Below are 10,539 nucleotides of genomic sequence, written 5' to 3'. Positions count from 1 at the left end.
CCTAGGGTCTGCGCGCGTCGCTTCGCTCCTTGCTCCGCCCTAGGATGACGAAGATAGAGGTGTAGCAATCCAATCACAGAGGAGAGTTTCTTGCACCACTATGCAGACGTTGCCCGGGTTGCGAACATCAACAGTAAGATGAAGCGTTAGCGATTAAGCGAGAACGCCCATCTCGTCGTCATCCTAGGGCGGAGCAAGGAGCGAAGCGACGCGCGCAGACCCTAGGATCCATGCCGTGACTCCAGCCGAAGATTGCATCCTGCCGAAATGATGCAGCCCCGCCAGCCGGGCGCGCAACCTGGTCGGGGCAAGCCCCGCCTAATCTCGACCTAGCCCACCCGCTTGTGCGCCACGGTGCCGGTCGCCCTTGCGACGATCGCCTCCAGCGGCTCGGGGCGGTGCAGGAAATAGCCCTGGCCGTAGGCCACGCCCATGCCCTGCAGGATGTCCAGCGCGCTCTTTTCCTCGACCTTCTCGGCCACCACGGCGGCGCCGACGCTGCGGGCGATCCTGGCGATGGCAGCAACGATCTCGCGGTCGAAATGGCTGGTCGTGATGTGCTCGACGAAGGAGCCGTCGATCTTGATGGCGTCGATGGGGAAGCGCCGCAGATATTCGAAAGAGCTCATGCCGGCGCCGAAATCGTCGAGGCTGACGCGGCAATGCCGCTCGCGCGCCAGGCGCACGAACTGTTCGGCGGCGTCGAAATTGGTGACGGCGGCGGTCTCGGTGATCTCGAAGCCGATGGCGGAAGGCGGCGCGCCGCTTTCGGCGATCGCGGCGTCGACGAAGTCCCATAGCTGCGGGTCCGACAACGTCTGTGCCGACAGGTTGAAGTCGAGCGAGATGGCGCCGGAGCGCATCGCCTCGCCATGGCGCGCCAGCGCCGTGCTGACGATCCAGCGGTCGAGCCGGGAGGCAAGGCCGAAACGTTCGGCAACCGGCATGAACTGTCCGGGCGGGATCATGCGGCCGCTGCGACCTTCGAGCCGCGCCAGCACCTCGACATGGCGGCTGTCTTCCCAGGGCCAGCCAAGCCGGTGGATCTCCTGGCCGTAGAGCTTGAGCCTGCCGTCCTCCATGGCGTCGACCAGCTTGGCGGCGAGCCGCGCGGCGTTGAGGACGCCGCCGCCGGAAACCGTCTCGGCCGAGAACACGGCGAAGCGGTCGCGCCCGCCGGCCTTGGCCGCGTAGCAGGCGTCGTCGGCGCAGGCCAGCGCATCGGCGACCGTCATGGTGCTGTCGTGCACGAAGGCGATGCCGACGCTGGCCGCCAGCCGGCGCGAGCCGACGCCGGAGCCGAAATCGGCATTGCGCACGGCCACCAGCACCGCGCGCGCCAGCGTCTCGGCGCAGGCATCGTCGCAATTGGGCACCAGCACGGCGAACTCGTCGCCGCCGAGGCGCGCCGCATGCGCCGACGCCGGCAGGCAGGCCAGGATGCCGGCCGCCACGCTCTTCAGCGCGAGGTCGCCGGCGGCGTGCCCGGCATAGTCGTTGAGCGCCTTGAAGTAATCGAGGTCGACATAGAAGACCGCGAGCGGCAACCGCCCGGCATTGCCGATGTGTTCGGCGAGCAGTTGATCGAAGGCGGCGCGGTTGAGCAGGCCGGTCAGCGCGTCGTGATGCGCGGCGAATGCCAGTTCTGCCGCATGCTTCTTTTCCTGCGTGATGTCGCGCACCGTGCCGAGTATCTGGCCGGCCGAGCCGACGCCGGCGATGAAGCGCACCAGCGATTCGACATGGCGGATCTCGCCGTCGCGGCGGATGATGCGGTATTGCGAGGCCGTGACCCCTTGCGAGTCCGGCGGCGGCAGGTGCGCCCGCTCCGTGGCCTCCTTGTCGTCGGGATGGAGATAGGTGTGCCAGAGGCCCGCCGTCACCTCGTCGGTGTCGCTGACTAGGCCGAATATCTCGCGCGTGCGGGCGTCCCAATAGCTCTTCTGGGTGCCGATATCGAAGTGCCAGATGCCGGTGCCGCTGGCGGCGAGCGCCAGGCGGATGCGGATGTTGACCTGCGCCAGCTCGGCCTCGGCTTCCTTCTGCCGGGTGATGTCGGTCTGCACCCCCATAAGCCTCAGCGGCCTGCCCTCGGCGTCGCGCTCGACGATGCCGCCGCGGTCGAGCACCCAGACCCAATGGCCGTCCTTGTGCTTCAGGCGCAGCTCGGTCTCGATCGAAGAGGTGAGGCCGGCGATGTGGCGGTCGCCGCTCTGCTGCGCGCGTTCGCGATCGTCGGGATGGGTGAGTTTCAACCAGAGGTCGGACGTATTGGCGAGCTCGCCCTCGGCGTAGCCCAGCATCTTCGCCCAGGTGGGTGAATAGTAGCAATCGCCGGTCGACAGATTCCAGTCCCAAAGGCCGAGATGAGCCCGGTCGAGCGCCAATGCCCAGAACTCGCCCTTGAGTATCTTGTCGTCGGCCATGCTTTGTTTTTGTCCACCCCGTCCGGCCAATACTGCACGAAACCAGACAAGAAAGGGTTACCGGGGGACAGCGGAGCTGATCGCCCCTTCAGGGTGAGATTAGCCGGCGCCTCTTGACTCCCCTTGTTGATCGGTCGTATATCTAATTTATACAAACGTTCAAACATTGATACACGCGATCAAGAGAGCTGCCGCCATGGCGAAATCCGCCGCATCCGGAGCGCTGCCCGTGGAAGACCTGCCGGCCCGCAACACGGCCGTCGGCCGCAAGGCCCAGCGCCCGCCGCAGCCCGACCGGCGGCTCAACATCCTGCTCGCCGCGGAAAAGCTGTTCGCGCTGCACGGGTTCCACGCCGTCTCGATCCGCCAGATCGCCGCCGAGGCCGGCGTGCAGCTGGCCCTGGTCGGCTATTATTACGGCTCCAAAAATGAGCTCTACGAAGCGATCTTCGAATCCTGGCAAGGCTCGATCGACCAGCGCCTGGCGAGTCTCAAGACGGTTCTGACCGGGGGCGGCGATGCGATCGAGAAGATCGTCGAGGCGTTCGTCGGGCCGGTGCTCGCCATGCATGCCAGCCCGCAGGGCCAGTATTTCGCGGTGATGGCCGCGCGCGACCTTGCCGCGCCTGCGCCGGACGCCGACCGGCTGGAGCGCAAGTTCTTCGATCCGATGGCCCACGCCTTCATCGACGCGCTGCTTGCCGCCTGCCCGGGCGCGAGCCGCGGCCAGGTGGCCTGGTGCTACCAGTTCGCGATCGGCGCGATGCTGCATTTCCTGCTTTCGGGCGAGCGAGCCGCGCGGCTGGCGCGCGGCGAGATCGGCGTCGACGACCCGGAAGCAAGGACGCTGCTCCTGCGCTTCATCGCATCGGGGTTCCGTGGCGCGCTGCCGGGCAAGACCAAGTAAAATATAAAAGGGAGGACTGAAATGACTGAATTCTCGAACCATTTTGCAATCTCGCGGCGTGGCCTGATGCGCCTCGGCGCGCTTGCCGCGGGCGCGGCGATCCTGCCGGTGCTGCCCGTCGGGCGCGCCGGCGCGGCGACCAAGCTGATCGTCGGCTACACCGAGGGACCGGAGTTCGGCGCCACCTACATCGCCAAGGAAAAGGGCTTCTTCGAAAAGCATGGGCTGGATGTCAGCCTGCAGACGATCACGCTGACCTCCAACGTTCCGGCCACCATCGTGTCGAAGTCGCTGGAGATCGGCGGCACCACGCCGTCTGTGTTCCTCACCGCCGTCGACAGCGGCGTCGACCTTGTCGGCATCGCCGCCAGCGCCGGCCATCGCGGCGCGGATGAGGCGGTCGGCGTCGTCGCCGGCGCCAAGACCGGCATCGCCAAGCCCACCGACCTCGCCGGCAAGCGTTTTGGCGTGCCCGGCCTCACCGGCGCGCTGCACATCATGTGCGTGGCCTGGCTCAGGGGCCAGGGCGTCGACACCTCCAAGGTCGATTTCGTCGAAATCCCCTTCCCGCAATTGCCGGAAGTGCTGGCGGCGGGCAATGTCGACGCGGTCGTCACCATCAATGCCTTCGTCAAGATGATGGTGGCCAAGGGCACGGGCGTCGTCATTCCGGGCTTCGCCGAAAGCTTCCCGAACGGCATGGCGGCGGATGTCTATGTCGCCGACCGCAAATGGGCGGGAGAGAATGCGGAAGTGGTGGCCTCGTTCCGCGCCGCGCTCGCCGACGCCGTCGCCTTCGCCGGAACGGACCAGAAGGCGGCGCGGGAAGCGATGGGCGTCTATTTCAAGGTGCCGCCGGAGGTGCTGGCCGCCATCCCCTTCCCCGACCTGCAATCGACGCTGACCACGGCGCATCTGAAGTTCTGGGCCGACGCGCTGGTCGATCAGGGCTACCTGTCGAAGGCGCCCGATCTCGCCCACCTTATCGCGTGAGGCAGCGATGGCGGCGGTGCTCAACGTCGTGCAGGCCGTGCGGGAACCGCCGCTGGCCAGTTTCCAGGGCGTGGCGCTCGATTTCGGCGCCCGCCGCGTGCTCAACCGGCTCGACCTCGAGATCGGTCGGCGCGAGGTGGTCTGCGTCATCGGCCCTTCGGGCTGCGGTAAGACCACGCTGCTTCGCCTGCTGACCGGCCTGCTGAAGCCCAGCGAAGGCACGGTCATGCGCAATGGCGAGCCGGTCTTGGGACCGGCCGCCGACGTCGCCATCGTCTTCCAGGACTATGCGCGGGCATTGCTGCCGTGGCGCACGGTGGCGGGCAATGTCAGCCTGGCGCTCGAAGCGGCCGGCATCGGCCGCAACGAGCGGGCAAGCCGCATCGAGGCGCTGCTGCGCAAAGTCGGCCTCTCGGCGCATGCCGACAAATATCCGGGGCAGCTTTCCGGCGGCATGCAGCAGCGGGTGCAGATCGCCCGCGCGCTGGCGCAGGAGCCGAGGCTGCTCCTGATGGACGAGCCGTTCGGCGCGCTCGACGCCATGACCCGCCAGGGCCTGCAGGACGAGATGCTGCGGCTGGTGATCGAGAGCGGCACCTCGGTGCTGTTCATCACCCACGATCTCGACGAGGCGATCTATCTCGGCGACCGCATCGTGGCGCTGCGCACCGGTCCCGCGCCCGATCAGTCCAGCGTGGCAAAGAGCTTCGACGTCAACCTGCCGAGGCCCCGCGACCAGCTCTCGACGCGCGAGCAGCCGCGCTTCCTCGAACTGCGCCGGGCCGCCTTCTCCTTCATCCAGGAGACGCAGCCATGACCGGCGCGTGGCGCGGCTGGGTGGTGCCGCTCGTGCTCCTCGGCGCGGCCGAGTTCGCCATGCACGGCGTGCAGAGCTATGCGCTGGCGGCGCCCAGCGCCGCCGGCCAGGCGTTCCTGAGGCTCGCCGCCGACGGCACGCTGTGGACGGCGACCGGTCAGACGCTCGGCGCCGCGATGCTGGGCGCGGCGCTCGGCGGCGGCTTCGGCCTTGCGCTCGGCCTCTGGTTCGGGCTGTCGCGCGGCGTCGCGGAGGCGGCAACGCTCAGCGTCGAGCTGCTCCGCCCGGTGCCGTCGGTCGCCATGGTCCCGATCGCGCTGCTGATCTTCGGTTTCGGCTGGCGGCTCGAAATCGCCATCGTCGCGTTCACCTGTCTGTGGCCAATGCTGATCCTGACGCGCACCGCCGTCGCACAGGTCGAGCCGCGTCTGTTCGAGGTGGCGCGAGTGCTGCGGCTGTCGCCGCTGGCAAGCGTCGCCAAGCTTGTCGTGCCGGCCGCGCTGCCGCGCATCTTCGTCGCGTTCCGCCTGTGCATCGGCATCGCGCTGGTCGTCGCCGTCACGGTGGAGATCGCCGCCAATCCGCAAGGGTTGGGTTACGGCATGATCCTGGCGCAGCAGACGCTGCATCCGGAAAACCTGTTTGCCCTTCTGGCATGGACCGGCCTCCTCGGCTGGGGCATCAGCGCCGGCCTGCTGCAGCTGCAGCGCAAGCTGTTCGCGCATTACGGGAGCGTCGCATGACCGCCCGGGCCGTTTCGCTTCGTTTGAGCTCGCTTCGGCTAAGCTCACTGCCGCTGAGCTCGTTGGGCGTCGTCGCCGCCCTGCTCTGCCTCTGGCAGGCGGTCACCGTCTCGGGGCTCGTTTCGCATGTCTTCCTGCCGTCGCCGGTCGCGGCGGCGCAGGCGCTGGCCGACGGGCTGACGCGCGGCAATCTCGGCCCGCTCACGCTCGCCACCATCGAGCGCATGACCTATGGCTGGCTGCTCGCCTGCCTTATCGGCGTCGCGCTCGGCGCGCTGGTGGGCGTTTCGGCCACGCTGCGCGCCTGGCTGATGCCGACGCTGGAAGTGCTGCGGCCGCTGCCGGCGTCCTCGATGGTGCCGGTGTTCATCGGCCTGTTCGGCTTCACGCCCAAGATGGTGCTCGCCGTCATCGCCTTCGGCTCGCTCTGGCCAGTGCTTCTCGCCACCATCCACGGCTTTGCCAGCATCGAGCCGCGCCTGGTCGAGGTCGGGCAGGCGCTGCGCCTGTCGCGCGCTTCCTTCATCTGGAAGATCGGCTTGCCGAATGCCCTGCCGGACGCGTTGGCCGGCATGCGGCTTGCGCTCACCGTCTCGCTGATCCTGGCGATCGTCGGCGAGATGCTGACCTCGCAGCAGGGGCTGGGCCGCGCCATCCTGTTCGCCGCGCGATCATTCCATTCCGCCGACCTGTTCGCAGGCGTGATGCTGCTCGGCCTGATCGGCCTTTGCGGCAATGCGCTGCTCGCCGCGGTCGAGCGCAGCGCGCTCTCCTGGCAAGATTTCCGCTGAGGCTTCCCATGACCCGCCGCCTGATCGACATTTCCGTGCCGCTCGAAAACGACGTCCCGTCCGACCCTCCCGGCATCGGCCCGAAGATCCGCTACATCGACCACCAGGAGAGTTTCCAGGACCTGGCGCGGTTCTTCCCGGGGCTGCGCCGCGAGGACCTGCCGGCGGGCGAGGCCTGGGCGGTGGAGGAGATCCATCTCAACACCCATAACGGCACCCATATCGACGCGCCCTATCATTTCGCCTCGACCATGGACGGCGGCGCGCGCGCCATCGCCATCGACGAGGTCGATCTCGACTGGTGCTTCCAGCCGGGCGTCAAGCTCGACTTCCGCCATCTGCCCGACGGCTATGTCGTGCAGCCGCATGACATCGACGCCGAGCTTACGCGCATCGGCCATGAATTGCGGCCGCTGGAGATCGTGCTCGTCAACACCCGCGCCGGCGCCGCCTTCGGCACGGCTGCCTATCTCGGCGCCGGCTGCGGCATGGGGCGCGCCGCGACGCTGCACCTCTTGGAGCGCGGCGTCCGCGTGGCCGGCACCGACGCGTGGAGCTGGGACGCGCCGTTTCCCCATACCGCCCGCAAATATGCCGAGACGGGCGACGCCTCGCTGATCTGGGAAGGCCACAAGGCGAGCCGCGACATCGGTTACTGCCATATCGAGAAGCTGCACAATCTGGAGCAGCTGCCTTCAAGCGGCTTCATGGTCAGCTGCTTTCCGGTGAAGATCCGCGCCGCTTCCGCCGCCTGGACGCGGGCGGTGGCGATCTTCGACGACGCGCTGACGGCGCGCTCGGCCACGTCGTGCAAGGAGGCAGCCAATGCTCAATGAGACGCATGATCCGAAGCTGCGCAGCTGGGTCCAGTCGGCCAACGCGGCGGGCTCGGATTTCCCCATCCAGAACCTGCCGCATGGCGTCTTTCGTCGGCGCGGCGAGGCAGAGTTTCGGGGCGGCGTGGCGATCGGCGACGATATCCTCGATCTGCGCGCTGCTCTGGCGGCCGGCGTGTTCAATGGCGCGGCTGAAGACGCCGCAAGACTCGCGGCCGGCGCCACGCTCAACGAGCTGATGGCGGCCGGACCGGCCGCATGGTCTGCCCTGCGGCTTGCGCTTTCGCGCGCGCTGCGCGACGGCGCCGAGGCCCGCGAAAAGCTCGCGGCCTGCCTAGTGCCGCAGGCCGAGGCCGAGTTCGGCCTACCGGCGACGATCGGCGACTTCACCGACTTCTTCACCTCCTGGCACCACATGATCAATGCCGGCAAGGTGCTGGCGCCGCCCGGCGCGCCGCCGCTGCCGAACTTCAAATGGCTGCCGATGGCCTATCACGGCCGCTCCTCGTCGATCGAGGTCAGCGGCGCGCCGCTGCGGCGCCCCGTCGGTCAGACGCGCATTCCCGGCGAGACGGAAATCCGCTTCGGCCCGGCGCAATGGCTCGACCACGAGGTCGAGCTCGGCATCTTCGTCGGCCCCGGCAACCGGCGCGGCACATCGATCCCGATCGACGAGGCGGAGAGCCATCTGTTCGGCGTCTGCCTGCTCAACGACTGGTCGGCGCGCGACATCCAGGCTTGGGAGGCGATGCCGCTCGGGCCGTTCCTGGCGAAGAATTTCCTCACCACGATCTCGCCCTGGGTGGTGACGATGGAGGCGCTGGCGCCGTTCCGCGCCCCGCTGCAGCGCGGCGAAGGCGACCCGGAGAGCTTCGCCTATCTGAAGCCGGCGCGCGCCGATGCCGAGCTGGCGCTGGACATCGAGCTGGAAGCCTGGCTCGAACCCGCCGAAGGCGGCGCGACGCGCATCAGCCGGTCGAACTATCGCGACGCGTTCTGGGGGCCGGCGCAGCTGGTCGCGCATCACACCAGCAATGGCTGCAACCTGCGCCCTGGCGACCTCATGGGCACCGGCACGCAGTCCGGCGACAAGGACGGCGAGAAGGGCTCAATGGTGGAGACCAGCGAAGGCGGCAAGCGCCCCTTCCCGCTCAAGGAGGGCGGCAGCCGCCGCTTCCTGGAGGACGGCGACACGCTGATCCTGCGCGGCCATTGCGAACGCCCGGGCTTTGTTCGCATCGGCTTCGGCGAATGCCGGGGGATGGTGCTGCCGGCGGGGTGATTTTGGCGGAAAGGCTGGCGCGAGGCACCCCCCTCTGCCCTGCCGGGCATCTCCCCCTCAAGGGGGGAGATCAATCTCTTGGCGGGCTTCGCCAATCACCAACGTTGCAAGAGAGGCGCGGCGAACGAAACAGCCAATCTCCCCCCTTGAGGGGGAGATGTCCGGCAGGGCAGAGGGGGGTGCCTCGCGCCGCCGGAAGGAGTTATCCCTCACCCCACAGCCAGCCGCCGTCTCACCACCGCCGCGTGGAATCGGGCGCCCTGGAGCAGGCCTTCATCGTTGAAATCATAAGCCGGGTTGTGCAGCGGCGCGGAGGCGCCATTGCCCATGAAGACGAAGCATCCGGGCACATGGTCGAGGAAGCGGGCGAAATCCTCCGAGGCCGTCATCGGCTCGGCCGCGACGCGAACAGCGTCGTCGGCAGCGACGTGAACAGCACCGTGGGCCAGCACAGTCCTGGCCGCCGCAAGCGCCTCCTCGACAAGCGCGGCGTCGTTGATCAAGGGCACGAACTCGCGCGTGTAAGTCACTTCGGCCGCAACGTCATAGGCCTGCGCCATGCCCTCGGCGATGCGGCGCATCTCCGCTTCGATCGTGGCGCTCACCTCAGGGCGAAAACTGCGGCAGTCGCCGAGGATGCGGGCAAGCCCCGGCAGCGCGTTGCGGGTGCCGTCGGTGATGAGTTCCGTCACCGAGACCACGCCGATATCGGCGGGGCTCAGCCTGCGCGAAACGATGGTCTGCAGGTTGACGACCAGCGCGCAGGCGGCGACCAGCGTCTCGCGGCCGGAATGCGGACGCGCGGCGTGGCCGCCGAGACCCTTCAGCACGATCTCGAAATTGTCCTCCGCCGACATGACCGGCCCGGCTCGGGTTTCGAAATGGCCGATGGGCAGGCCGGGCATGTTGTGCAGGCCGAATATCTCCTCGAAGGGGAAGCGTTCGAGCAGGCCGTCCTTCAGCATGGCGAGCGCGCCCCTGCCCCATTCCTCGGCCGGCTGGAAGATGAAGCGCACCGTGCCGTCGAAGCCGCCTTCTTCGGCCAACAGCCTGGCGGCTCCAAGCAGCATCGCGGTGTGGCCGTCATGGCCGCAGGCATGCATGGTGCCGGGGGTTCGCGAGCGGTAGGCGGCCGTGCCCTGTTCGGCGATGCGCAGCGCATCCATGTCGGCGCGGAGCGCAATCGCCCGGTTGCCGCTGCCGCGCTTCAGCGTGCCGACGACGCCGGTGCCTCCAATGCCCTCGGCAACCTCCAGTCCGAAGGCGCGGAGTTTTTCCGCGACGAAGGCCGAGGTGCGTTTCTCCTCGAAGCCGAATTCGGGATGGGCGTGGAGGTCATGCCGCCACGCCGTCATCTCGCGCTGAAGTGCCTCCAGGTCGGTCATCGCTCCCCTCCCTCACTCCGCCGCCAGCCGGGCGGCGACGCCGAGCAGGATGTTGGCACCGGCGACAAGCTCGCCGGCGGCGGTGAACTCTGTCGGGTTGTGGCTGATGCCACCCCGGCTCGGCACGAAGATCATGGCAGAAGGCGCGATGCGCGCAATCATCTGCGCGTCGTGACCGGCGCCGGAGGTCATGCGCCGGCAGGAGAGCCTGTTGGCCCGCGCGCCCTCTTCGATCAGCGCGACGATGCCGGCGTCGAAGGTGACCGGCTCGAAGCGCACAAGGCGCTCGGCCCTGATCGTGACGCCGGCGCTTGCCGCGAGCCCGTCGAGGAAGGCGGCGAGCGCGACCTCCTCCTGGC

10 protein-coding genes are annotated in these 10,539 nt (G+C 68.2%); 7 read left to right on the top strand and 3 right to left on the bottom strand.

Annotated elements, in window-relative coordinates; genetic code table 11:
- Positions 1-329: 329 nt before the first annotated feature.
- Positions 330-2,426 (bottom strand): EAL domain-containing protein, encoded by a 2,097-nt coding sequence (locus tag Q0L57_RS30215; RefSeq protein WP_296746752.1) that lies wholly within the window; start codon positions 2,424-2,426, stop codon positions 330-332.
- 196 nt (positions 2,427-2,622) lie between these two features.
- On the opposite strand from Q0L57_RS30215, the gene Q0L57_RS30210 reads away from it, so the two are divergent.
- Genes Q0L57_RS30210 through fahA form a run of 7 tightly spaced genes read left to right on the top strand, consistent with a single transcriptional unit; the run spans position 2,623 to position 8,795 of the window.
- Positions 2,623-3,333, top strand: a complete 711-nt coding sequence (locus tag Q0L57_RS30210) for a TetR/AcrR family transcriptional regulator (RefSeq protein ID WP_296746751.1) — start codon at positions 2,623-2,625, stop codon at positions 3,331-3,333.
- Positions 3,334-3,354: 21 nt separating this feature from the next.
- Positions 3,355-4,326, top strand: a complete 972-nt coding sequence (locus Q0L57_RS30205) for an ABC transporter substrate-binding protein (RefSeq protein WP_296746750.1) — start codon at positions 3,355-3,357, stop codon at positions 4,324-4,326.
- 7 nt (positions 4,327-4,333) lie between these two features.
- A complete protein-coding gene (locus tag Q0L57_RS30200; RefSeq protein WP_296746749.1) occupies positions 4,334-5,143 on the top strand; it encodes an ABC transporter ATP-binding protein in 810 nt (269 codons plus the stop codon).
- The gene (locus Q0L57_RS30195) at positions 5,140-5,886 is read left to right on the top strand and encodes an ABC transporter permease (protein WP_296746748.1); all 747 of its coding nucleotides are present in this window, start codon (positions 5,140-5,142) and stop codon (positions 5,884-5,886) included. The genes Q0L57_RS30200 and Q0L57_RS30195 overlap by 4 nt, the downstream gene beginning before the upstream one ends.
- Positions 5,883-6,677: an ABC transporter permease gene (locus Q0L57_RS30190; protein ID WP_296746747.1), complete on the top strand. Its 795-nt coding sequence runs from the start codon at positions 5,883-5,885 to the stop codon at positions 6,675-6,677. The genes Q0L57_RS30195 and Q0L57_RS30190 overlap by 4 nt, the downstream gene beginning before the upstream one ends.
- Before the next feature lie 8 nt (positions 6,678-6,685).
- Positions 6,686-7,513, top strand: coding sequence for a cyclase family protein (locus Q0L57_RS30185; RefSeq protein ID WP_296746746.1), 828 nt, complete (start codon positions 6,686-6,688; stop codon positions 7,511-7,513).
- A complete protein-coding gene (gene fahA / locus Q0L57_RS30180) occupies positions 7,503-8,795 on the top strand; it encodes a fumarylacetoacetase (protein WP_296746745.1) in 1,293 nt (430 codons plus the stop codon). The genes Q0L57_RS30185 and fahA overlap by 11 nt, the downstream gene beginning before the upstream one ends.
- Before the next feature lie 209 nt (positions 8,796-9,004).
- On the opposite strand, the gene Q0L57_RS30175 is transcribed toward fahA, so the two are convergent.
- Both Q0L57_RS30175 and Q0L57_RS30170 read right to left on the bottom strand, forming a co-directional pair.
- The gene (locus Q0L57_RS30175) at positions 9,005-10,180 is read right to left on the bottom strand and encodes a M20 aminoacylase family protein (RefSeq protein ID WP_296746744.1); all 1,176 of its coding nucleotides are present in this window, start codon (positions 10,178-10,180) and stop codon (positions 9,005-9,007) included.
- Positions 10,181-10,192: 12 nt separating this feature from the next.
- Positions 10,193-10,539, bottom strand: a 347-nt coding sequence (locus tag Q0L57_RS30170) for a M20/M25/M40 family metallo-hydrolase (protein WP_296746743.1), incomplete at its 5' end; no start/stop codon positions are given.

The sequence above is a fragment of the Mesorhizobium sp. genome, assembly GCF_024509055.1.
GTDB lineage: Bacteria > Pseudomonadota > Alphaproteobacteria > Rhizobiales > Rhizobiaceae > Mesorhizobium.
This window is presented reverse-complemented; position numbering and strand designations above follow the sequence as displayed.

What these genes read in the sequence shown, in the direction of transcription:
- Q0L57_RS30205 (WP_296746750.1), top strand. Translation starts at nt 3,355, where the DNA reads ATGACTGAATTCTCGAACCATTTTGCAATCTCGCGGCGTGGCCTGATG.
- fahA (WP_296746745.1), top strand. Translation starts at nt 7,503, where the DNA reads ATGCTCAATGAGACGCATGATCCGAAGCTGCGCAGCTGGGTCCAGTCG.
- Q0L57_RS30210 (WP_296746751.1), top strand. Translation starts at nt 2,623, where the DNA reads ATGGCGAAATCCGCCGCATCCGGAGCGCTGCCCGTGGAAGACCTGCCG.
- Q0L57_RS30215 (WP_296746752.1), bottom strand. Translation starts at nt 2,426, where the DNA reads ATGGCCGACGACAAGATACTCAAGGGCGAGTTCTGGGCATTGGCGCTC.
- Q0L57_RS30185 (WP_296746746.1), top strand. Translation starts at nt 6,686, where the DNA reads ATGACCCGCCGCCTGATCGACATTTCCGTGCCGCTCGAAAACGACGTC.
- Q0L57_RS30200 (WP_296746749.1), top strand. Translation starts at nt 4,334, where the DNA reads ATGGCGGCGGTGCTCAACGTCGTGCAGGCCGTGCGGGAACCGCCGCTG.
- Q0L57_RS30175 (WP_296746744.1), bottom strand. Translation starts at nt 10,180, where the DNA reads ATGACCGACCTGGAGGCACTTCAGCGCGAGATGACGGCGTGGCGGCAT.
- Q0L57_RS30195 (WP_296746748.1), top strand. Translation starts at nt 5,140, where the DNA reads ATGACCGGCGCGTGGCGCGGCTGGGTGGTGCCGCTCGTGCTCCTCGGC.
- Q0L57_RS30190 (WP_296746747.1), top strand. Translation starts at nt 5,883, where the DNA reads ATGACCGCCCGGGCCGTTTCGCTTCGTTTGAGCTCGCTTCGGCTAAGC.